General features: G+C 63.5%; 25 protein-coding genes and 1 pseudogene. 19 read left to right on the top strand and 7 right to left on the bottom strand.

Features of this window, described 5'->3' with window-relative positions; all coding sequences use genetic code 11:
* Nucleotides 1-214: 214 nt before the first annotated feature.
* The 8 genes from nifV to QX071_RS21230 all read left to right on the top strand — a co-directional run bounded on the left by nifV (nt 215) and on the right by QX071_RS21230 (nt 6812).
* Nucleotides 215-1423 carry a homocitrate synthase gene (gene nifV, locus QX071_RS21265; RefSeq protein ID WP_315704633.1) on the top strand — a complete coding sequence of 403 codons (1209 nt, stop codon included), beginning with the start codon at nt 215-217 and terminating at the stop codon, nt 1421-1423.
* Nucleotides 1424-1425: 2 nt separating this feature from the next.
* Nucleotides 1426-2217 carry a serine O-acetyltransferase gene (gene cysE, locus QX071_RS21260; RefSeq protein ID WP_315704632.1) on the top strand — a complete coding sequence of 264 codons (792 nt, stop codon included), beginning with the start codon at nt 1426-1428 and terminating at the stop codon, nt 2215-2217.
* A complete protein-coding gene (gene nifW, locus QX071_RS21255) occupies nt 2214-2549 on the top strand; it encodes a nitrogenase stabilizing/protective protein NifW (RefSeq protein WP_315704631.1) in 336 nt (111 codons plus the stop codon). Before cysE ends, nifW begins: the two co-directional genes overlap by 4 nt.
* Nucleotides 2550-2799: 250 nt before the next feature.
* Nucleotides 2800-3645 (top strand): electron transfer flavoprotein subunit beta/FixA family protein, encoded by an 846-nt coding sequence (locus QX071_RS21250; RefSeq protein WP_315704630.1) that lies wholly within the window; start codon nt 2800-2802, stop codon nt 3643-3645.
* A 21-nt stretch (nt 3646-3666) separates the two neighbouring features.
* Nucleotides 3667-4770, top strand: a complete 1104-nt coding sequence (locus QX071_RS21245; RefSeq protein ID WP_315704629.1) for an electron transfer flavoprotein subunit alpha/FixB family protein — start codon at nt 3667-3669, stop codon at nt 4768-4770.
* A gap of 13 nt (nt 4771-4783) precedes the next feature.
* Nucleotides 4784-6091, top strand: coding sequence for an FAD-dependent oxidoreductase (locus tag QX071_RS21240; RefSeq protein ID WP_315704628.1), 1308 nt, complete (start codon nt 4784-4786; stop codon nt 6089-6091).
* A gap of 37 nt (nt 6092-6128) precedes the next feature.
* Nucleotides 6129-6425: a ferredoxin family protein gene (locus QX071_RS21235; protein ID WP_315704627.1), complete on the top strand. Its 297-nt coding sequence runs from the start codon at nt 6129-6131 to the stop codon at nt 6423-6425.
* Between the two features lie 147 nt (nt 6426-6572).
* Nucleotides 6573-6812 carry a transporter gene (locus QX071_RS21230; protein ID WP_315704626.1) on the top strand — a complete coding sequence of 80 codons (240 nt, stop codon included), beginning with the start codon at nt 6573-6575 and terminating at the stop codon, nt 6810-6812.
* On the opposite strand, the gene QX071_RS21225 is transcribed toward QX071_RS21230, so the two are convergent.
* The gene (locus QX071_RS21225) at nt 6803-7345 is read right to left on the bottom strand and encodes a DUF2478 domain-containing protein (protein ID WP_315704625.1); all 543 of its coding nucleotides are present in this window, start codon (nt 7343-7345) and stop codon (nt 6803-6805) included. The two genes, QX071_RS21230 and QX071_RS21225, sit on opposite strands and share 10 nt — an antisense overlap.
* 244 nt (nt 7346-7589) lie before the next feature.
* On the opposite strand from QX071_RS21225, the gene modD reads away from it, so the two are divergent.
* The gene (gene modD / locus QX071_RS21220) at nt 7590-8483 is read left to right on the top strand and encodes a ModD protein (RefSeq protein ID WP_315704624.1); all 894 of its coding nucleotides are present in this window, start codon (nt 7590-7592) and stop codon (nt 8481-8483) included.
* A gap of 107 nt (nt 8484-8590) precedes the next feature.
* On the opposite strand, the gene QX071_RS21215 is transcribed toward modD, so the two are convergent.
* Both QX071_RS21215 and QX071_RS21210 read right to left on the bottom strand, forming a co-directional pair.
* A complete protein-coding gene (locus QX071_RS21215) occupies nt 8591-9136 on the bottom strand; it encodes a carboxymuconolactone decarboxylase family protein (protein ID WP_315704623.1) in 546 nt (181 codons plus the stop codon).
* Between the two features lie 2 nt (nt 9137-9138).
* Nucleotides 9139-9693 carry a peroxiredoxin gene (locus tag QX071_RS21210; protein ID WP_315704622.1) on the bottom strand — a complete coding sequence of 185 codons (555 nt, stop codon included), beginning with the start codon at nt 9691-9693 and terminating at the stop codon, nt 9139-9141.
* A 280-nt stretch (nt 9694-9973) separates the two neighbouring features.
* On the opposite strand from QX071_RS21210, the gene QX071_RS21205 reads away from it, so the two are divergent.
* Nucleotides 9974-11086: a mechanosensitive ion channel family protein gene (locus QX071_RS21205; RefSeq protein WP_315704621.1), complete on the top strand. Its 1113-nt coding sequence runs from the start codon at nt 9974-9976 to the stop codon at nt 11084-11086.
* 5 nt (nt 11087-11091) lie between these two features.
* On the opposite strand, the gene QX071_RS21200 is transcribed toward QX071_RS21205, so the two are convergent.
* Genes QX071_RS21200 through QX071_RS21190 form a run of 3 tightly spaced genes read right to left on the bottom strand, consistent with a single transcriptional unit; the run spans nt 11092 to nt 13658 of the window.
* Entirely contained in the window at nt 11092-11805 is a 714-nt protein-coding gene (locus tag QX071_RS21200) for a DUF1045 domain-containing protein (protein WP_315704620.1), read from the bottom strand.
* Nucleotides 11806-11815: 10 nt separating this feature from the next.
* Nucleotides 11816-13000 (bottom strand): alpha-D-ribose 1-methylphosphonate 5-triphosphate diphosphatase, encoded by a 1185-nt coding sequence (locus tag QX071_RS21195; protein ID WP_315704619.1) that lies wholly within the window; start codon nt 12998-13000, stop codon nt 11816-11818.
* Nucleotides 12993-13658, bottom strand: a complete 666-nt coding sequence (locus QX071_RS21190) for a chloramphenicol acetyltransferase (RefSeq protein ID WP_315704618.1) — start codon at nt 13656-13658, stop codon at nt 12993-12995. The genes QX071_RS21195 and QX071_RS21190 overlap by 8 nt, the downstream gene beginning before the upstream one ends.
* A 245-nt stretch (nt 13659-13903) precedes the next feature.
* Here QX071_RS21190 and QX071_RS21185 point away from each other — a divergent pair.
* The 4 genes and pseudogenes from QX071_RS21185 to phnE (QX071_RS21170) form a co-directional block, all read left to right on the top strand.
* Nucleotides 13904-14413, top strand: a pseudogene (locus tag QX071_RS21185) (phosphonate ABC transporter ATP-binding protein); the annotation flags it as partial.
* A gap of 83 nt (nt 14414-14496) precedes the next feature.
* A complete protein-coding gene (gene phnD / locus QX071_RS21180) occupies nt 14497-15429 on the top strand; it encodes a phosphonate ABC transporter substrate-binding protein (protein WP_315704617.1) in 933 nt (310 codons plus the stop codon).
* Nucleotides 15430-15506: 77 nt separating this feature from the next.
* The gene (gene phnE / locus QX071_RS21175; protein WP_315704616.1) at nt 15507-16391 is read left to right on the top strand and encodes a phosphonate ABC transporter, permease protein PhnE; all 885 of its coding nucleotides are present in this window, start codon (nt 15507-15509) and stop codon (nt 16389-16391) included.
* The gene (gene phnE / locus QX071_RS21170) at nt 16388-17236 is read left to right on the top strand and encodes a phosphonate ABC transporter, permease protein PhnE (protein WP_315704615.1); all 849 of its coding nucleotides are present in this window, start codon (nt 16388-16390) and stop codon (nt 17234-17236) included. Before phnE (QX071_RS21175) ends, phnE (QX071_RS21170) begins: the two co-directional genes overlap by 4 nt.
* Nucleotides 17237-17240: 4 nt before the next feature.
* Here the strand turns inward: phnE (QX071_RS21170) and phnF are convergent, their stop codons facing one another.
* Nucleotides 17241-17966: a phosphonate metabolism transcriptional regulator PhnF gene (phnF, locus tag QX071_RS21165; RefSeq protein ID WP_315704614.1), complete on the bottom strand. Its 726-nt coding sequence runs from the start codon at nt 17964-17966 to the stop codon at nt 17241-17243.
* Nucleotides 17967-18099: 133 nt separating this feature from the next.
* On the opposite strand from phnF, the gene phnG reads away from it, so the two are divergent.
* Genes phnG through phnK form a run of 5 tightly spaced genes read left to right on the top strand, consistent with a single transcriptional unit; the run spans nt 18100 to nt 21939 of the window.
* On the top strand, nt 18100-18552 hold the full coding sequence (gene phnG, locus QX071_RS21160) for a phosphonate C-P lyase system protein PhnG (RefSeq protein WP_315704613.1): 453 nt from the start codon (nt 18100-18102) through the stop codon (nt 18550-18552).
* Between the two features lie 3 nt (nt 18553-18555).
* On the top strand, nt 18556-19164 hold the full coding sequence (gene phnH / locus QX071_RS21155) for a phosphonate C-P lyase system protein PhnH (protein ID WP_315704960.1): 609 nt from the start codon (nt 18556-18558) through the stop codon (nt 19162-19164).
* A gap of 3 nt (nt 19165-19167) precedes the next feature.
* Entirely contained in the window at nt 19168-20271 is a 1104-nt protein-coding gene (locus QX071_RS21150; RefSeq protein WP_315704612.1) for a carbon-phosphorus lyase complex subunit PhnI, read from the top strand.
* Complete coding sequence (locus QX071_RS21145) at nt 20268-21152, top strand: alpha-D-ribose 1-methylphosphonate 5-phosphate C-P-lyase PhnJ (protein ID WP_315704611.1); 885 nt, start codon at nt 20268-20270, stop codon at nt 21150-21152. Before QX071_RS21150 ends, QX071_RS21145 begins: the two co-directional genes overlap by 4 nt.
* Nucleotides 21145-21939, top strand: a complete 795-nt coding sequence (gene phnK / locus QX071_RS21140; RefSeq protein WP_315704610.1) for a phosphonate C-P lyase system protein PhnK — start codon at nt 21145-21147, stop codon at nt 21937-21939. The genes QX071_RS21145 and phnK overlap by 8 nt, the downstream gene beginning before the upstream one ends.
* The last annotated feature ends 3 nt before the right edge of the window (nt 21940-21942 follow it).

The following is a 21942-nucleotide window of genomic DNA, read 5'->3' as shown; positions in this document are numbered from 1 at the left end:
AAGTCTCCGGCCGACGGGATGGCCGCTTTGCTTCGCGTTGCATTCATGACCCTGTCGCGAAACCGACAAATAGCAGAAGATAGAAATCTTATTATATTTCAAATTCTTAGGTGAATTTTAGGCGGCTGGCATGGCCGTTGCTCCCTTAAACCCGCAGCCGGCTGGCGGGCGCTCGCTCCGATACCCCGGATGCAGGTTGCGAGGAGCCAAGTGAATGCCTGATGTTCCCGGACAGCGTGGGCACCAAATCGTCCGAGAGGCCGGTTCTGCGGTCAATCATCCGGCGCCGCCGGTGATCTTGAACGACACCACCTTGCGCGACGGTGAGCAGGCCCCGGGGGTCGCCTTTGCGCTCGGCGAGAAGCTTGCGATCGCGCGCGCGCTGGCACATGCCGGCGTTCCGGAGATCGAGGCAGGCACCCCCGCAATGGGCGCTGACGAGATCGCAGCGATCAGGGCGATCGTCGAGGCCGACCTGCCGGCCACCATCATCAGCTGGTGCCGGATGCGTGAGGCCGATGTCGATGCTGCCATCGCCGCAGGTGTCTCGATGGTGAACGTGTCCATTCCGACATCGGACGTGCAGATCGGAGCCAAGCTCGGTGGTGGACGCCGGGACGCGCTGGAGCTCTTGAAGCGGGTGGTCGGCTATGCCCGTGAGCGCGGGCTGGATGTGGCGGTCGGCGGCGAGGACTCATCGCGTGCCGAGGTTGGATTCCTCGCCGAAGTCATCGCCACCGCACGCTCGCTCGGTGCACGAAGGTTTCGCATTGCCGATACGCTCAGCGTGCTCGATCCCGATGCGACCTATGCTCTGGTCGCCGCATTGCGTGCGACCACCGATCTCGAACTCGAATTCCATGGTCACGATGATCTGGGCCTGGCGACCGCCAACACGCTCGCAGCCATCAAGGCCGGAGCGACTCATGCCTCGGTCACCGTGATCGGGCTTGGCGAGCGGGCCGGCAACGCTCCGCTGGAAGAGGTTGCGGTTGCCCTGCGGCAGCTCTATCGCCGCGAGACCGGCGTCGATCTGGCCGAGCTCGACAACGTGGCCAAGGTGGTCGCCGCCGCGGCCGCCCGTGCCATCCCGCTGAACAAGGCCATCGTCGGCGAACATGTCTTTACCCATGAATCCGGCATTCATGTCGATGGGCTGCTGAAGGATCAGCGGACTTATCAGGCGCTCGATCCGACCCTGTTCGGTCGCTCCAACCGGATCGTCATCGGCAAGCATTCCGGCCTGTCGGCGATCACCGCGCTGCTGTCGGACCTGCGGCTGCCGGCCAGCGCGGACGAGGCGCAGCGGATTCTCGCGCATGTGCGCAAGCATGCGGTCACCATCAAGGGGCCGGTACCGAAGGAAGCTGTCGCGGCGATCTGGCGCGAGGTCTGTGATCATCCCGTTGCGAGCCTTGCCTAGTCATGAGTGATCTCAGCCAGACCGACGTCACCAAACCCCTCGCGATCGTCGTCAAGACGCCCTCGCTGCTCGGACTGATCCGCGAGGACATCGGCTGCGTCCGTTCGCGCGATCCGGCGGCGCGCAGCGAATTCGAGACCTTGCTGACCTATCCCGGCATCCATGCCCTGATCTGGCATCGCCTGGCGCACCGGCTCTGGAGCCGCGGCTGGCGTTTCCCGGCGCGGCTGTTGTCCTGGCTCGGGCGTTTCCTGTCGAATGTCGACATTCATCCAGGGGCGCAGATCGGGCGCCGCTTCTTCATCGATCATGGCGCCTGCGTCGTGATCGGCGAGACCGCCGAGATCGGCGACGATGTGACGCTCTATCACGGGGTAACGCTCGGCGGCACCTCCTGGTCACCGGGCAAGCGGCATCCGACCTTGGAAGACGGGGTGATCGTCGGGGCTGGCGCCAAGATCCTTGGGCCGATCACGGTCGGCCGGCGCACGCGTGTCGGTGCCAATTCCGTCGTAATCCAGGGCACCCCGCCGGATGTTACGGTGGTCGGCATCCCGGCCAAGGTCGTGCGTCCGGAGTTCACTCATCGCCGCACCGTCGGCCGCATCGACCTCGACCATCATCTGATGCCGGACCCCGTAGGGGAGGCGCTTTCGGTGATGCTGGACAGGATCGAATTTCTCGAGGCGCAGCTCGCACACGTTAAACAGCGGCTGCGCCATGGCCCGCCTGCGCCGGCGCCCACAAGCGCCTGTGAGGCGGATCCCGTTTTGATGCAAGGAGCCAACTCATGACCGCAATGCCTGATGTGCTGGAGCAGCTGAACAAGACCTCGGCTGCCGAGGACTTCTTCAAGCTCCTGGACGTCGACTACGATCCCAAGGTCCTGAACGTCTGCCGGCTGCATATTCTGCGCCGCATGGGACAATATCTCGTTAGCGAAGATTTTACCGGCGCGTCCAATGATGAAGCCGCAGCGCGCTGCAAATCATTCCTCGAACAGGCCTATCAGGACTTCATCACCTCGACGCCGTTGGATCAACGCGTGTTCAAGGTCCTGAAGGAAGCGGTGGCGCCGCCGAAGCCGGCGCCCAAGCCTTTCGTGCCGCTCACTACGCTGAAGTAGTTCTTCAACAATCGCGAACGATTCCAAAGAGCCGCCAGCATGTCGTTCATGCTGGCGGCTTTGTTCTTTCTCACCTCTGTCGCATTCCCGACGCGTGCTGCATCCGACCTGTCGGACCTCTGCAAAAAAGCTGAGCAACAGATCAGGGGCGCTCTCGAAGTAATTGAATCAGCGTCGATATTCGGCATGACGAAAACTGGTACGACAATTGCTGTCCTCTCGTGCAGGCCCCACGCTCGGGAGTGATCACATGCATATCGTGGTTTGCATCAAACAGGTTCCGGACTCCGCGCAGATCCGGGTCCACCCCGTCACCAACACGATCATGCGCCAGGGCGTGCCGACCATCGTCAATCCTTACGACCTGTTCGCGCTCGAGGCCGCGCTGCAGCTGCGCGACAAGTTCGGCGGCGAAGTGACAGTGCTGACCATGGGGCCGCCGTCCGCGGAAGATTCGCTGCGCAAGGCGCTGACCTTCGGCGCCGATCGGGCCGTGCTGCTGACCGATCGCTTTTTCGCCGGTGCCGATACGCTGGCCACGACCTATGCGCTCGCCACCGCCATCCGCAAGATCAGCGAGACCTTTGGCGCTCCGGATATCGTCTTCACAGGCAAGCAGACCATCGACGGCGACACCGCTCAGGTCGGGCCCGGTATCGCCAAGCGCCTTGGCCTGTTGCAGCTCACTTACGTCGCCAAGATCTGCGAGGTTGACCCTGTCGCGCGCACCATCGAGGCAGAGCGCCGTTCCGAGGGCGGCGTCCAGGTGCTGAAGACCAAGCTGCCCTGTCTGGTCACGATGTTGGAAGCCACCAACGAGATCCGCCGAGGCGCGATGATCGATGCCCTGCGCGCGGCGCGGGCTCAGATCGTGACGTGGAGCGCCAAGGACGCGGGGGTGGAAGATATTTCGAAATGCGGCCTGAAGGGATCGCCGACCATCGTCAAACGCGTCTTTGCGCCGTCGGCGCGCGCAGAGAAGGCCACCTTCGTCGATTTTTCCAATCGGGCGCCGGCAGACGCGCTGATCGAAGAGCTCTTCAAGCGACAGCCGAAGCTCGAAGCCGAGTTGGTGACGTCGGCACATGGCTTCTGACGGACAGACGGGAACACGACCATGAGCGAACCGACCAAAACACCGGCTCCTGCAGGCCGCGCCGCGACCAAGAAAGAGCTGCCCGAGCATTTCAAGGCGTATAAGCACGTCTGGGTGTTCATCGAACAGGAGCGCGGTCAAGTGCACCCCGTCTCCTGGGAGCTGATGGGCGCCGGGCGCAAGCTTGCTGACAAGCTTAAAGTCGACCTCGCGGCGGTCGTGATCGGGCCGCCCGGCGAGGCTGTTCAGCACGCGGCCGCCGAAGCGTTCTGCTACGGCGCGGACCTCGCTTATATCGTCGCCGACCAAGTGCTGACCGACTACCGTAACGAGGCCTACACCAAGGCGCTGACCGATACCGTCAACACCTTCAAGCCGGAAATCCTGCTGCTCGGCGCCACCACCTTGGGACGTGACCTTGCGGGCTCAGTCGCCACCACCTTGCTGACTGGCCTCACCGCCGATTGCACCGAACTCGATGTCGACGCGGACGGCTCACTCGCTGCCACGCGTCCGACCTTCGGCGGCTCGCTGCTATGTACCATCTACACGCTGAACTATCGCCCGCAGATGGCGACCGTACGTCCGCGCGTGATGCCGATGCCGGAGCGGGTCGAGAAGCCGGCCGGCCGCATCATCGAGCACAAGCTCGGTCTTGTGGAGGATGACATCGTCACCAAGATTCTCTCGTTTATTCCCGACCGCGACTCCGCGAAGTCGAACCTCGCTTATGCGGACATCGTGGTGGCCGGCGGCCTCGGCTTGGCCTCGCCGGAAAACTTCCAACTGGTGCGCGGCCTCGCATCCGTGCTCGGTGCCGAATATGGCTGCTCGCGTCCGCTGGTGCAGAAGGGCTGGGTGACATCGGATCGCCAGATCGGTCAGACCGGGAAGACCATCCGGCCCAAGCTATACATTGCGGCCGGAATTTCCGGAGCGATCCAGCATCGCGTCGGCGTCGAGGGTGCGGACCTGATCGTGGCCATCAATACCGACAAGAACGCCCCGATCTTCGACTTCGCCCATATCGGCATCGTCACCGACGCGATCCGGCTGTTGCCGGCGCTGACGGAAGCGTTCAGGGCACGGCTGTCGCCGCACTCGCGCGATCGCATCGCAAGCTAGAAGGAGCAGGGCAATGATCGAGGAACGGTTCGACGCGATCGTCGTGGGCGCCGGCATGGCCGGCAATGCCGCTGCGCTGACCATGGCCAAGCGCGGCATGAAGGTGCTGCAGCTCGAGCGCGGCGAATATTCGGGCTCGAAGAATGTGCAGGGCGCAATCCTCTACGCGGACATGCTGGAGAAGCTGATTCCGGATTTCCGCGAGGAGGCGCCGCTCGAGCGGCATCTGGTCGAGCAGCGCTTCTGGATGCTCGACGACAAATCGCATGTCGGCCTGCATTACCGCTCGGATGACTTCAACGAGGAGAGGCCGAACCGCTACACCATCATCCGCGCGCAGTTCGATAAATGGTTCTCATCCAAGGTGAAAGAAGCCGGAGCTACCGTGCTGTGCGAAACCACAGTGACGGAGCTCGCGCAGGACGCTTATGGCAAGGTCATCGGGGTCAAGACGGACCGGCGCGACGGCGAGATCCATGCCGATGTCGTGGTGCTCGCGGAGGGCGTCAATGGCCTGCTGGGGACACGCGCGGGCCTGCGTGAGCGGCCGAAGCCGGAGAACGTCGCGCTTGCGGTCAAGGAGATGCACTTCCTGCCGCGCGAGACGATCGAGGCTCGCTTCAACCTCAAAGGGGATGAAGGTGCCGTCATCGAGGCCGCCGGCACCATCTCCAAAGGAATGACCGGGATGGGCTTCATCTACTCCAACAAGGAGTGCATCTCGCTCGGCATCGGCTGTCTGGTCTCCGACTTCCAGAAGACCGGAGAAACGCCCTATGGCTTGTTGGAACGCTTCAAGCGGCATCCGTCGGTCGCGCCGCTGATCGAGGGCTCGGAGGTCAAGGAATATGCCGCGCATCTGATTCCGGAAGGCGGCTACAACGCGATCCCGCAGCTCTGCGGCGATGGCTGGGTCGTCGTCGGCGACGCTGCCCAGCTCAATAATGCGATCCATCGCGAAGGCTCCAACCTTGCGATGACCTCGGGTCGGATCGCGGCAGAAGCGATCTTCCAGGTGAAGTCGCGGCGCGATCCCATGACCAAAGCGAACCTCTCGCTCTACAAGAAGATGCTTGAGGACTCCTTCGTCATCAAGGATCTGAAGAAATACAAGGACATGCCGGCGCTTCTGCACAACCAGTCGCAGAACTTCTTCCTGACCTATCCGCAGCTGGTCTCCAAGGCGATGCAGAACTTCGTGCGGGTTGACGGCACGCCGAAGAAGGAAAAAGAGAGCAGCATGCTGCGCTCATTCGTGAATGCGCGGTCGTGGACCGGCCTGTTCGGCGATGCGTTCCGCTTCGCGCGGGCGTGGCGTTGAGCAGCAATCGAGATTCTGAACGAGAGGGAGATCAGACATGACCACGGAAGTCGCTGTGCGGGTCGAGGACAAGCTGTTCTACAATCGTTATCTGGTCGACTCCGGGCGGGCTCACATCAAAGTGCGTCCGCATACCACGCCCACGCCGCAGCTGCTCTCACTACTGAAGGCCTGCCCCGCGCGCTGCTATGAACTCAACGACAAGGGACAGGTCGAGATCACTGCCGACGGCTGCGTCGAATGTGGCACCTGTCGGGTGATCGGGGAGGCCAGCGGCGACATCGAGTGGAGCTATCCTCGCGGCGGTTATGGCGTGCTGTTCAAGTTCGGCTGAGCCGAACGTCTTCGCTGTCATGACGGCGATTTGTCGAAGACGCGACAATGACGTGGGTCATTTCTTGTATTCATGGCAATATACCTGATTGAGGACCGGCGGACTTTCTGCTTTCATCTGCGTGCAGCATCAAAGAGGAAGTTGCACGTGGAACTGAGCGCACGAAATGTTCTGCCAAGAACGATTGCAGCGGTCGCGGAAGGCGTGACGACCGCTCATGTGAAGGTCGAAAAAGTCCCGGGCCTGACGGTGTTTTCGGCCAGCACCAATGAGGCGGTCGATGAGCTCGAGCTGAAGGACGATGACGTCGTCTCGGCAGGTATCGAAGTCGTCGGACGTGATAGTCGGCAAGTAAGCTGTCTGTGTGCGCCCGCTGCTCAGTGCTGACGAGAGGACACCTCGCGCCACCACGCGGTGATGGCTGGGCGGGAGGGCTGCAACGTCGTCCCGCAGTCGCCGGTGAACGTCTGCCACTCCGCGACACATTTTTCGGGAACTGCCGTCAGGACTGGAATCCCCGACATGATCGCCAGGGCAAGCTCGTCCCGCAGCCCACCGCCGGAGGCTTCCTGCTTGGAGAATTTGTTCACCACGATCAGGTCGACCTGGGCATTGATCGCCCGCTGGACTGCCATCGCCGCTTCGGCGAGGCCGCCAGCGTCCAGCTTGCACGCCATGGCGCCGCTGCCAAGCGGCTGGCAGATGGAGATCGCGTGACCGTCGGCGAGATCGATCACTTCCATGCCTGTCTTCTTGCCGGCGGCGTCGCGGACGTTGTGCTGGACCACGCCGCCGACCCGGACGCCGTCGCGCAGCAGAGCTTGCGCAAAATCGGACAGCAGGCTGTCGGCGTCGTCGGCCGGTCCGTAGAGCACGGCTGCGAGGCGATTGAGGTCCGGGTCGACAGAATCCTGGTTCATGGCGAGCTTGAGTCGTTTGGCCTCGGACGGGTTGCCGGTTCAGATCGTCGCGAACGGCAAGACGAGTTACAGACGCTACGCGTCCCATCGCGTGCATGCAACCGCCGCTCCGCCTAGAACGGAGTGTGCATTGGGTCGACGCGGGTGGGACGGTGGTGCAGGGATCGGAATGGGATCGTCCGAAACGCGACATCCTGCGTCGGCAAGCGAACGTCTCGGGAGCGCGGGGAATAAGAGGTATTGAATGACGACAGCTGCATCGCGGGCAGAATTGGAAGCTTTGCTCCAGGACGACGTGCCGTATGGCGATCTCACGACAGAAGCGCTTGGGATCGGAACGGCGGCCGGCGTCATGCGGTTTACCGCCCGCGATCGGATGACGCTGGCGCTGGCGGAAGACGCCGCCGCCTTGGTCGAGCTCGCGGGAGCTCGGGTCGAGTTGTTCGCTGCCAGCGGTGCTGTTCTTGAGAAGGGAGCGCCGATCCTGAGCGCGTCCGGTCCGGCCTCGGCGCTGTTGCGCGGCTGGAAGGTCGCGCAGACCTTGATCGAGATCTGGTCCGGTGTTGCGACCGAAGCGCAAGCGACCGTAAAGGCCGCTAGATCTGTGGCTCCCGGTATCAGCGTGGCCTGCACCCGAAAGAATGTTCCGGGCGTGAAGCGCTTTGCGGTGGCGGCGGTCCGAGCGGGGGGAGCGGTCATGCACCGGCTCGGGCTCTCGGAAACTGTGCTGCTGTTTCCTGAACACCGCGCGTTTCTCGGCGAGGCCTCGCTTGCGGACATTGTCGAACGATTGCGGCGCGCCGCTCCCGAAAAGCGGCTGGTCGTGGAAGTGACCAATGTGGAGCAGGCGGTGGCGGCCGCCGCGGCGGGATTCGACGTGATCCAGGCCGAGAAGTTCGCGCCGGAGGACATTGCGACGTTGGTCGCACGCACGCAGACGGCGCCCACGACGCGCGCGCGTCCGGTCATCGCCGCGGCTGGTGGCGTCAATGCGCAAAATGCCGCCGCTTATGCCGCAGCCGGCGCCGATGTGCTGGTGACATCAGCGCCGTATCTCGCGCGTCCACGCGATGTTCAGGTGGTGATTTCGCCCGCGACCGAAGGTCGCAGCCATGGCGGGGCGTTCAGTGCAGCCTGATCCCGCGTCTTCGCTTTCGCTGCAGTCGTCGGCTTAGGATGTTGGATCTGATCTAAGAAGCTCGCGCCCCTCTCTTTGTCGGGGACGCGAGCTCCGGAAGCCTACGGCTATTCCGCCGCCTGCGCGAGGCTGACCCCGGCAGCTTCGATCGCAACCGCGACCGACTGGATGATCGCGGCGAACCGGACCGCGGTCTGGATCGTGGCGGCATTGACGCCGGCCTCGTTCAGCGTCTTCTCATGCGCGTCGATACACGTACCGCAGCCGTTGATCGCGGAGACCGCGAGCGACCACAGCTCGAAATCGACCTTGTCGACCCCGGGATTGGCGATCACGTTCATGCGCAGCCGTGCCGGCATCGTGGCGTAGTCCTTGTTCGAGGCAAGGTGCACGAAGCGGTAATACACGTTGTTCATGGCCATGATCGAGGCGGCGGACTTCGCCGCCGCCAGCGCTGCCGGCGACAGATGCTGGGCCGCCACGGCCTCCAATGCCGCAACCACCGTCGGATTTCGCGTCGCAATCGCGCAAGCGACAAATAGGCCGTATTTGGCCTGCGGCGACAACGTCTCGTCCGACGCCATGGACGACAGGTTCAACCTGACGTCCTTGGCGAAGTCCGGGATCCGGTCCTTCAGTTGGTCGATCGGCATGATCAGGCGACCTTCAGCGTCTCGCCGCCGACTTCACGGTTGCACGGGCAGAGCTCGTCGGTCTGCAGCGCGTCGAGCACACGCAGCGTATCCTTCGGGGCGCGGCCGACGTTCAGATTGGTCGCGTAGACGTGCTGGATCGTGTTGTCGGGATCGACGATGAAGGTGTAGCGGTACGCGACACCATCCGGGGAGCGAACGCCCAGGCCGTCGACCAGCGCGCCCTTGGTGTCGGCAAACTGCCAGATCGGTAGCTGGTGCAGGTCCTTGTGATCGCGCCGCCAGGCGAGCTTGCAGAACTCGTTGTCCGTGGAGCCGCCGAGCACGACGGCATCGCGATCAGCGAAATCCTTCGACAGCCGGGCGAACTCAGCGATCTCGGTCGGGCAGACGAAGGTGAAGTCCTTGGGATAGAAGAAGATGATCTTCCACTTACCTGGGAAGCTGTTTTCCGTCAGGGTCTCGAAGGCGCTTTCGCCCTTCTCCTCCTGGAAGTGAAAACCGGGCTTCACGCCGACGATTTCGAACGATGGCAGCTTACTTCCAATTCCGAGCATGGTGCACTCCAAGAAATCACTGCGTTGCAATAGCGATGCGGATTGTGCATTGCAAGCGATATGCCATTCGTTTGCAACATCAGTGGATTGTCGGAAAAGCAACATCGCGTAGCTTGATGCTGCACGTGCGTATCGTTGGCATATCGGGGCTTTAGTCCGGCGAGCGGTTCCGGGCAAGCCGGCCATGCGCCGAACGCATGCTGCGGTGCAGCTGACGCGTGATCCGAAGAAGCGCTGATGAGTTGGTCTCGCTTCCAACAGCTGGCGGGAGAGATCGGGCATGCAGGAACTCGTCGAGCGGATGTCGGGCTTGGCGCCGGAATGGCTGATCGGACCTGGTCTGATCGCCGCCGCGATCGTCGGGGCGCTGCTGATCTACAAGGTGATCCGCGCCGTGGTGAAGCGGACGATCGGCGCGCGAAGCTCGATCTTGCTGCCGACCCTGCAGCGGACTGCCGGACCTGCCCGTCTCGCCCTTTGCCTGATTGCCGTCGCTCTCGTTCTGCCGCTCGCCCCGCTTGATGACGCCTGGAGACGGGCGCTTGCGCATCTGTTCGCGGTGGCGACCATCGCGCTGGTCGGCTGGATCACGATCCGCGCCGTCGATCTTGCCGCCACGCGCTATCTCCAGCGCTTCCGCAATGACATCGCGGAAAATTTCATGGCGCGCAAGCACGTCACCCAGGTCCGCGTGTTCAAGCGGGTGATCGATACCTTGATCATCATCGTCGTGATCTCGACCGCCTTGATGACGTTCGATTCGGTCAGGCAATACGGCGTCAGCCTGTTTGCGTCGGCCGGCGCCGCCGGCCTGATCGTCGGTCTCGCAGCCCGGCCGCTGCTGAGCAACCTGATCGCTGGTGTGCAGATCGCCGTGACACAGCCGATCCGGATCGAGGATGCGGTCATCATCGAAAACGAATGGGGCTGGGTCGAGGATATCGCATCGACCTACGTGGTCATCCGTCTGTGGGATTGGCGCCGCATGGTCGTGCCGCTGTCTTATTTCATCGAACGTCCGTTCCAGAATTGGACCCGTGATGCGGCGTCCCTGATCGGCTCGGTGATGCTGTATGTCGACTACGCGGCGGACGTGCCGCGGATCCGCAAACGGCTCGAGGAGGTCGTCAAGCAATCGAAATTGTGGGACGGCGCGGTCGTCAATCTGCAGGTCGTCGATGCCAACTCCCATACGATGGAGCTGCGAGCCCTGGTCAGCGCCCGCAATGCACCGCAAGCCTGGGACTTGCGCTGTGAGGTGAGGGAGAAGCTCATCGCCTTCCTGCAGAAGGAGATGAGGGAAGCTTTGCCACGCGACCGCGCCGACATCTTGCCGCCGCTCGCCGTGCATGCGGATCAGCTGCGGCCGAGCTACGCCGGCGCAGCACACTGAGCCTGCTAAGCGGGCGACGCGCATCCCGTGAGCGGCCAGGACCCGATAATGCGGAAGCGGGCTCTTGGATCGGATTGGCGAAATAACACGATCTGGTCGATCGCGAGCTGCGCGAGCTTCATCTCGGCGAAACGGGCCTGCAGCATCGCAAGGATCGGCTCGCGACGCGCGGCCTCCAGCCGGCATGTCAACGTCATGTGGAAGCGGAATTCCTCCATGACGTAGGGATAGCCCCAAACGTCCAGATATTCGACCTGACGCGGCGTCAGCGCCTCGGGCTTTCTGCGCGCGCGATCCTCCGGCGTGGTCGGCGCGCGGAAGGGATCGAAGGCGCGGACGCAGTCCGCCGCAAGCCCCTGCAGCGCGTCCGAGCGCTCGCCCGGGATCACCGCGATGAATCCGCTGATCGCATCCACCACGGGGCGGATGAGCGGGATCGCGCGCGGCACGCTCACGAAATCGCGACAGGCCGTCACCAGGTCCGCTTCGCTTCGTCCATCGGCCAGCCCGAACGGCGCCTTCAAGGTGGCGTGAAAGCCGTATTTGCGGGCGTCCTCGGTCAGCTCGCGCCAGTCGGCAATCGCTTCCGTGATCCCGTCCGCGAACGCGGTATCCACTCCGCGTCGCGCATCATAGCCGAGCAGAGAGTTGCCGAAACGATCCAGCAGGCTCGCCTCGGGCGGTGCGTAGTAGATCGCGTAACGTGGAAATTTGGCCATCTCGATCGGCTTACTCGGCAGCTGCAGCACGGGCGAGCGGCGCGGTGAGCCGGCCTGGCTCGGTCAGATAAAACAACTGCCCATTGGCGATGACCGCGACCACCCGCGGCCGCATCGGCACCTGATCATCGACCATGATGATGTCGGCGCGCTGACCCGGTGCAATGCTGCCGCGATCAGTGAGCCCCGCAGCGCGCGCAGGTCCGCCCGAGACGAGATCCCACGCACGAGCCAGGGAGAGCACGCCGTCGGCGGCGAGGCGGAAGGGGGCCAGGAGTGGCGCCGGATAGTAATAATCGGACGCCAGTACCGAGCAGAGGCCATTCGCGATCATGTCGCTCGCTTTGGTCCAGCCGGTATGGCTGCCGCCGCGAACGACGTTGGGCGCGCCGTAGACGATGGCGTCACCGCCTTCCGCCGCTTCGCGCGCCGTTTCCTCGTTGATCGGAAACTCTGCGATCGTCACGCCCTGTGCGCGGAATGCCTTGCGCATCGCCGGCGTATCGTCGTCATGCGAGAGCATCCGCACCCCGGCGTCGCGCGCGATGCTGGCAAGGCGCGCAATCGACGCCGGCACTTCATCGGCGCGCGAGACGACATCCGCCACGAGGCGATCGAATGCCTCACCCGAAAGCCCGGTCCGATCGACCATGCGCTGGCGCTTCTGCGGCTTTTCCAGCGAGGCGAGCGTCGAATTCATGTGATCGTTGAAGGCGAACAGGTCGACACGACCCGTCGCCAGCCACTGCGCGATCTCCTCCTCGGCACCGAGATTGTAGGTCTCGTGACGCAGATGGAAGCGCGTGTCGGCCGAAAGCCGCGGTCGCAAGTCCTCGATGGATTCGAGCAGGCGGCGCGCATTGTCGGCGCTGCGCAGGCCCGGCTCCCAGGACCAGGTGGTCGCGTGGAAGACCGTGGTGATGCCGTTCGCAATCGCCTGGCGGTCGCTGTCGATCAGCGCGACGTCGACCGGGAAGCCGACACCGGCGCGCGGCTCCATCTGACGCTCGAACGCATCGCCGTGCACATCGACAATGCCGGGCAGGACGAGAAGCTCCCGCGCGTCGAGTTCGACCGCAGAGCCGCTACGAGACACACCGATATCGGCAATTTCACCTTCGGTAACGGAGAGGAAGGTGTCGACGAAGTCGCTGCCGAGCAGCGTTCGGCCACCTGAGATGATGAGATCAGTCATGAGAGACACTTTGCCGCACCCGGCCGGTCGCGTCGAGCGCGGACTCGTATGTGTCCAGGAATTCGTCAATCGCCAGCCTTCTGAAGTCCGGCAGCGCTGCGCGTAGCGCCTCGTGGTGCCAATCCCACCATGCCAGCCGGATCAGCCGCTCGGCGACATCTTCGGGAAACCGGCGCTTGACCGGGCGCGCCGGATTGCCGGCCACGATAGTGTAGGCCGGAACGTCCTTGGTGACGATGGCCCCTGCCGCGACCACCGCGCCGGTCCCGATGTTGCGGCCGGGCAGCACGATCGCGCCGTGACCGATCCAGACATCGTGACCGATATTGACGTGGTGCTCCTTCCGCCAGGCGAAGAACTCGGCCTCGTCGTTTTCGCCGGAGAAATAAGCGCTGGCGCGATAAGTGAAATGCGCCTGGGTGGCGCGGTGCATCGGATGATTGCCGGGATTGATCCGCGTCATCGCTGCGATCGAGCAGAACTTGCCGATGCTCGTGTAGGTAATCTGGGAGTCGTTGACTACGTAGGAGTAGTCGCCCATCGCGACGTCGAGCAGGATCGTGCGTGCGCCGACTTCGCAATAGGCGCCCAAGGTCGAGCCCTGAACCTTGGCGCTGGAATCGATGGTGGGAGCCACCCCGAGTATCTTTCCGGCCATCTCGATCACTCTCCGTTTACCGTCGGCGGGCGTCGTCTTCTATCAGTGTGATGACATCGCGGTGACATGCGCGTGACGTGTGCTGCCGGCGTGTGGACGGTTCGGTGCAGCAGCAGAGCTGTCACATAACTGTAGAATCCGGGCGCTAGCGGAGAGTGCGGTCCTAGCTGTCCGGAGAACCCAATGCTGGTGGTAGATGGTTTGACGTGTCGTTTTGGCGCGAAAACCGCAGTCGATAACGCTTCATGGGGCGGCTGGCGCACATCCCATTCTGGCGCTCGCTGGCGCAGCAGTGGCCGGCACAAGATGTTGCCGTGGCGCTCTCGGCGCTCGAACAGTTCGACATGGCCAGCCTCGCGGCCCAGCGCGCGGACCAACTCTCCGGTGGCCAGCAGCAACGCGTCGCCATCGCGCGCGCCATGGTGCAGGAGCCCGAACTCATTCTCGCCGACGAGCCGATCGCCTCGCTCGATCCGCGCAACACAAAGATCGTGATGGATGCGCTTCTGCGCATCAACAAGCATTTCGGCATCACGGTGATCTGCAATCTGCACTCGCTCGATCTCGCGCGCGGCTATTGCGATCGCCTGATCGGCATGGCGACCGGCCGTGTCGTGTTCGATGATCTGCCGGCGGCACTCACGCCTCAGATCGCGCGCGAATTGTATGATCTCGAGGCCGACGAAGTGATGGACGCGGTGCGTCCTGCGGCGGCCGCGACCGCTCCAGCCCTCGGCCAAGCCGCCGTGGCCTGACCGAGAGTTTTGCGAACTTGGCTGCCGCATTGTGCGGCGTTCAAGACGTCTCACTGCAAGTACTGCAAGAAAAAGGACACGTCATGATCAATCGTCGTATCGTTCTGGCGGGCGTTGCCGCGCTGGCGTTCACGGCTTCCGCCTCCGCCGAGGATTGGAAGGCGAAGTATCCGGAACTGACCTTCGCAGTCGTTCCGGCCGAGAACGCCTCCGGCGTCACCGAGCGCTGGGCGCCGTTCGTCAGCTATCTGTCCAAGGAACTCGGCGTGAAAGTCACGCTGCGCATCGCCAATGACTATGCCGCGGTCATCGAAGGACAGCGCGCCGGCAACATCCATATTGCCAGCTACGGCTCCGCCTCGTTCGCGCGTGCGCGGCTGACCGGCGTCAAGACCGATGCCTTCGCCAACGACATCAATGCGGACGGCAGCACCGGTTACTACTCGGTGTTCTTCGTCAAGGCGGGCAGCCCGTATCAGAAGGTCGAGGATCTCAAGGGCAAGAACCTGGGCCTGGTCGATCCGAACTCGACCTCCGGCAACAACGTGCCGCGCTTCGAGCTCAACAAGATGGGTATCGGCAGCGCCGAGGGCTATTTCAGCAAGGTCGTCTTCACCGGCAGCCACGAAAACGCAGTGCTGGCGCTGGCTCAGGGCACGGTCGACGTCGCGGCCAACCAGTGGACCAGCGACAATGATTCGACGCTGGCGCAGATGCTCACCAAGGGCATGCTGAAGAATGTCGATGGCTCGCCGATGAAGAAGGACGATTTCCGCATCATCCATAAGTCGGCCCTGATCATCAACGGGCCGTACGCCTACAACTCGGAGCTTCCGGAAGAGGCCAAGGCCGCGATCGCCAAAGCCTTCTTCGATGCGCCGACCAAGGACAAGGCAGCCTTCGATCGGCTGTCGGACGGCCAGAAGCAGGGCTTCCATCCGGCCACGACCAAGGATTGGGATGCCACCATCGAACTGATCAAGTTCGTCGACAGCCTGCGCAAGAAGGCGTCCTGATCTGTTCTCCGTCAAAAGCCGGGTCTATGCGACCCGGCTTTTTTCCGTAGCGCATGAGCGCGAAGGTCCGAGCTTCGATGGCGGTCGCGGTTTCCACACTTCCCAGCCAGCAATTGGCCGCGCTCAACGAGGCCTACCGCAAGGCCGTCGCACGCAAGCGCCTCCGTGTTGCGCTGGCTGCTGTGGTGTTTGCTGCCGTGCTCGGCGCCGCAGGTGTCGGTGCCGAGGTCAATCTGCGTACGCTCTTCACATACTTCGGCAATTTCGTCAGCTATTTCGATCGCATCTTCACGCTGGACGATGGGCAGCGTGTGTGGACCAATTTCCCAGAGTGGTTTTGGGGCTGGAAGAAATGGCTCAAGCTGCTCGGCGAGACGCTGTTGATCAGCTATGTCGGCACCTTGGTGGGCATGGTGTTCGCGTTCGGCCTCAACTTCTTGGCCGCTGAAAACACGTCGCCGGCTCCCTGGCTCCGTTTTGTCGTGCGTCGCCTGCTCGAATTCGCCCGCACCGTACCGGCCATCGTGTTTGCACTGATTTTCGTCATCGCCTTTGGTCTCGGGCCGATTCCCGGCGTGCTCGCCATTGCCGTTCATTCCAGCGGCGCGCTCGGCAAGCTGTTTTCGGAAGTGGTGGAGAACGCCGATATGAAGCCGGTCGAAGGTATTCGCTCGACCGGTGCGAGCTGGCTGTCCTGCATGCGCTTCGCGGTCCTGCCGCAGGTCATCGCCGGCTTCGTCAGCTACACGCTGTTGCGTTTCGAGATGAATGTCCGCGAGGCCTCTGTCATGGGTTTCGTCGGTGCTGGCGGCATCGGTCAGGAGCTCGTGGTCGCGATCCGCAAGTTCTACTATTCCGATGTCAGCGCGATCCTGCTGACGATCATCCTCACCGTCTTTCTGATCGACATCGGCACCGGCTGGCTGCGTGCCAGGCTGTTCGGCGCGGAGGCGCGCACATGACAGCTCTGGAACGGCCGGATCCGCAAGATCTGCGCAGGCGTTATCCGCACGTTTTCGACCGGCCCGCGGCGGCGCGGCTCGCCACACCGCTGGTGTTGGTGCTCACGCTTGCCATCTTCGTGTTCGGCCTAGTCGATCTGGAGTTTTCACCCAGCCGGATGCTGGCCGGGCTCGGCCAGCTCGGCTGGATCGCAAGGATGATGCTCCCGCCCGATCCGGGCGCGTCTCTGCCTCTCTACCTCAAGGCCCTCGGCGAGACGCTCTCGATAGCAGTGTTGGGCACGACGCTGGCGGCGCTGGTGGCGTTGCCGATCAGCCTGCTCGCGGCGCGCAATGTCATACCTTCCGCGATCCTCCGCTTTCCGGTCCGTCGGCTGTTCGACACGATCCGCGGCGTCGACCAACTGATCTGGGCGCTGGTCTGGATCAATGTCGTCGGGCTCGGGCCGTTTGCCGGCGTGCTTGCCATCGCAGTCTCCGACTTCGGCGCGCTCGGCAAGCTGTTCTCGGAGGCGATCGAGGCGGCGGACCGGAAACAGGTGGAGGGCATTCGCGCGGCCGGCGGTAGCGCGTTGCACGAGGTTCGCTTCGGTCTGATACCGCAAGTGCTGCCCGTGATTGCGGGGCAGGTGCTCTATTTCATCGAATCCAACACCCGCTCGGCAACGATCATCGGCATCGTCGGCGCCGGCGGCATCGGTTTGCAGCTTGCGGAGCAGATCCGCGTGCTGGAATGGCAGAAGGTTTCGTTCCTGATCTTGATGATCCTGGTGGCGGTCGCCGCAATCGACTGGATCTCAGGTAAGCTGCGCTTCGCCATCATCGGACGGCGCGCGATCGCGTAGATGGTCAGCTCGCGATCTCGAAGGTGACGCGTTCGGCGGCAAACCTCGAGCGCTTGGTGATCAGCGGCGTGCCGTCCGCGTCAATATCGGTGCTATCGACGACCAACACAGGACGCCCCAACGCGAGGTCAAGCCGTGCCGCGTCGCTGGCCTCAGCGATGGCGGCGGTGATCCGCGTCGAACCGCGGCGATAGTCGCGGATATCGTAATGGGCGAGCAGGGCAGTCATCGAGCGGGTCGAGGCGAATATCCGGGCTGCATCGGGAAAGCGTTCCGCCGACAGCCAGGAGGTGCTGAGGCAGATCGGGATCTTGTCAGCCAAACGCAGCGCCTCGATTCGCACCAAGGGCGCGCCGGTCCTGAGCTTGAGCTCGCGCGCGAGTTCGCGTGAGGCTGGCTCCTGCGAGGCTGCAATCAACTGGCCGCGCGGCTCGCGGCCTCCGGCGCCGACGTTCTCCGAGAAGCGCGTGCGCGAGCTGAGCGGGTAGGCGAGGCGCGGGGCCTCGACATAGGTGCCGCTGCCACGCGCCGCCCGCACCAGGCCGCGTTCGGCCAAGGCTGCGAGCGCTCGCCGCACGGTGTGGCGGTTCACCCGATAGATCTCCGCGATCTCGGTTTCGCCGGGCAGCCGCGTGCCGGCGGCAAAGCGCCCTTCGGCGATATCGCGTTCGATCCCGTCCGCCACCTGGCGCCACAGGGCCACCCCGGAAACTGCATCCTGCATGCTCATCGCTGGGTTCCGCCAGAGGTCGTGAAAATCACAGGCATGTCATGAAACGGTCATTGCCGGCCGCTATCAAGTTGTCTAATATCATAGACAACTTAGATCCGGCAAGTCCGAGAAGACCAAGACTGATAAGACGATGAGCGCAGAGGCGATGAAGGACAGACGCAAAGCCGCGATGCGGGTACTGGCGCACGTGCCGGCAGCTGAGATTGCCGAGCGCCTGCAGCCGATCGCACTGCCGCCGCATGCGGAGCTGCGCACGCCTGAGAGCGGGCTGGTGATGGTGCGTGGCCGTGCCGGCGGCGATGGTGCGCCCTTCAATCTCGGCGAAGCTACGGTGTCGCGCGCGGCGGTACGCCTTGCCAGCGGCGAAGTCGGGTTCGGCTACGTGCTCGGGCGCGACGGTAAGAAGGCGCGCCTGGTCGCACTGTGCGATGCGCTGATCCAAGCGGACGCCTATGCCGACGCTGTCGAAACCCAGGTGGTCGCACCGTTGCGCGAACGCGTGCGCGCAGAGCGGCAGCAGAGCGCACGCGAAGCGGCGGCGACGAAGGTCGAGTTCTACACGATGGTGCGCGGCGAGGGTTGAATGATGGGCATGGTCTCAGATCTTCCGGCGGGCTTTGCCGATCCGGTCATCGCGGCGCAGTCGACCTTCCGTGCCGTTATGGAGGCGATGGCCCGGCCGGGCAGCATTCAGCGCGTCACCGTCGACGTCGGCGTGCCGACCGGCCTGACGCGCGCCGCTGCTGCGATCGCCCTGACCTTGTTCGATCATGACACGCCGGTCTGGCTCGATCCGAAATTGGCGGCGGCGCCTGATATTGCGGCTTGGCTCAAATTCCACGCCGGAGCGCCGGTTGTTGCCGCAGTCGCGAATGCCGCTTTTGCGCTGGTCACGGACGGCGCATCGCTACCCGGCTTTGAGTCGTTTGCACTCGGTAGCGGGGAATATCCGGATCGCTCGACGACGCTGGTCCTGCAGGCCGAGAATTTGGGCGAGGGGCGTCATTACACGTTGCGCGGTCCCGGCATCGACGGCACGGCAAGGCTGCGTGCCAAGATCGAGCCGGAGGATTTGTTCGATCGGCTTGCGATCAACGAAACACTGTTTCCGCGCGGTATCGATGTCGTGCTGGTCCATGATGATAGCATGGTGGCGATCCCACGTACGACGCGGCTGGTCGCGGCGGGAGGTTAATGCATGTATGTGGCGGTCAAAGGCGGCGAACGCGCCATCGAGAACGCGCACCGGCTGCTCGCGCATGAGCGGCGTGGCGATCGCGACGTTCCGGAGATCTCGTTGGCGCAGATCGCCGAACAGCTGGGGCTGGCGGTCGACCGGGTCATGGGCGAGGGCTCGCTTTACGACCGGGAGCTTGCAGCGCTCGCCATCAAGCAGGCGCGCGGCGACCTGATCGAGGCGATCTTCCTGGTGCGGGCCTTTCGTGCAACCTTGCCTCGATTCGGCGCGACCGAGCCGGTCGACACCGCCGCGATGCGGGTGCAGCGGCGCGTATCCTCGACCTTCAAAGATATTCCAGGGGGGCAGGTGCTTGGACCGACCTTCGATTACACGCATCGTTTGCTCGATCCGCAGCTGGCGCAAGGTTTCGAGCCGGATCCGCCGGCGCTGGCGGAAGCGCCCGATGTGCCCACTCCGCGCGTGACCGATATTCTCGGGCGCGACGGACTGATCGAGGCGTCACCCCGGGGGCAAGCCGATGCAGCGGTCGGTGACCTCACGCGTGAGCCGCTCAGTTTCCCGGCCGAGCGCGATCTCCGCTTGCAGAATCTCGCGCGCGGCGATGAGGGGTTCTTGCTGGCACTGGGTTATTCGACACAGCGCGGCTATGGCCGCAACCATCCGTTCGCCGGGGAGATTCGCTTCGGCGAGGTCGAGGTGGAGCTCTTTGCCGAAGAGGTCGGCTTCGCGGTGCCGCTCGGTTCGCTCGAACTCACCGAATGTCAGATGGTCAACCAGTTCAAGGGGTCGGCGACCGAGGCGCCGTGCTTCACCCGCGGCTATGGGCTTGCTTTCGGGCAGAGCGAGCGGAAGACGATGTCGATGGCACTGGTCGATCGTGCTCTGAGGGCGCGCGAACTCGGTGAGGACGTCGTTGCGCCGGCGCAGGACGAGGAGTTCGTGATGTCGCATTCTGACAATGTGCAGGCGACCGGTTTCGTCGAACATCTGAAGCTGCCGCATTACGTCGACTTCCAGTCCGAGCTCGGACTCTTGCGCAAGCTGCGCAAGGAGTTCGAGGAGGCGAACGCCGCGTCGTCTTTGAAGGAGGCCGCTGAATGAACGCGCCGACTTATAATTTCGCCTATCTGGACGAACAGACCAAGCGGATGATCCGTCGTGCGATCCTGAAGGCGATCGCCATTCCCGGCTATCAGGTGCCGTTCGCGAGCCGCGAAATGCCGATGCCCTATGGTTGGGGCACCGGCGGCGTGCAGGTCACGGCCTCCATTCTCGGCCCCGATGACGTGCTCAAGGTGATCGACCAGGGATCGGACGACACCACCAATGCGATCTCGATCCGAAAATTCTTTGCCAAGACCGCGGGTGTCGGCACCACGACCTCGACCGAGGCCGCGACGGTGATCCAGACCCGGCATCGGATTCCCGAAGCGCCGCTGCGGGCCGGACAGGTGCTGGTCTATCAGGTGCCGATTCCCGAGCCCTTGCGCTTCCTGGAGCCGCGGGAGACCGAGACTAGGCGCATGCATGCGCTCGCGGAATACGGCCTCATGCATGTGAAGCTCTATGAGGATATCGCTCGCTTCGGCCATATCGCGACGGCTTACGCCTATCCGGTCAAGGTCAATGCGCGCTACGTCATGGATCCATCGCCAACTCCGAAATTCGACAATCCGAAGATGGACAATTGTCCGGCGCTGCAGCTGTTCGGGGCCGGCCGCGAGAAGCGCATCTATGCAATCCCGCCTTACACGTCTGTCGTGTCGCTCGATTTCGAGGACCATCCGTTCACGCGCTACAAGTTCGACGCACCTTGTGCGCTCTGCGGCGCCGAGGACTCCTATCTCGACGAGATCGTGACCGACGACCAGGGCAGCCGCATGTTCGTCTGCTCCGATACGGACTATTGCGAGCATCGCCAGGCGGCGGGCCATCGCGGCAGTCAGACTGCTGCTCCCCACAAGGAGACCGCTCATGGTTGAAGCGTTCGGCAGTTCGGACCAGCCGCTCCTCGTTGCGGAGGGGCTCGCCAAGACTTATGGGCGGCTCGCCGCTTGTCGCGATATCTCCTTCACGCTGTATCCGGGCGAGGTGCTGGCGATCGTCGGCGAATCAGGCTCCGGCAAGTCGACGCTGCTGCAGATGCTGTCAGCGCAGCTTGGGCCGAGTGCTGGCCGCGTTTCATACCGGATGCGCGATGGCGTGCTGCGCGACCTTGCAGCCTTGAGCGAAGCTGAACGTCGTTTCCTATTCCGGACCGACTGGGGTTATGTCCACCAGGATCCGGCGCAAGGCCTGCGCATGGCCGTGTCCGCCGGCGCCAATGTCGGCGAACGGCTGATGGCGGTCGGCTGGAACAATTACGGCCGCATACGCCAGACAGCGTCGTCCTGGCTGCAGCGCGTCGAGATCGATATCGCGCGTATCGACGATGCGCCGCGTACCTATTCGGGTGGCATGCGCCAGCGGCTGCAGATCGCGCGTAATCTCGTCACCGAGCCACGGCTCGTGTTCATGGACGAGCCGACCGGCGGGCTCGATGTCTCCGTGCAGGCGCGCCTGCTTGACCTGATGCGCAGCCTGGTCAATGAGCTGGGCCTTGCGGCAATCGTGGTGACCCACGATCTCGCGGTGGCGCGTCTGCTGTCGCATCGGGTGATGGTGATGAAGGAGGGGCGGGTGATCGAAACCGGGTTGACCGATCAGGTGCTCGACGATCCGCGCGAGCCTTACACCCAATTGCTCGTCTCTTCGATCCTGCCTCCATAAGGC

The organism is Bradyrhizobium sp. SZCCHNS1022 (assembly GCF_032484835.1).
Lineage (GTDB): Bacteria > Pseudomonadota > Alphaproteobacteria > Rhizobiales > Xanthobacteraceae > Bradyrhizobium.
This window is presented reverse-complemented; position numbering and strand designations above follow the sequence as displayed.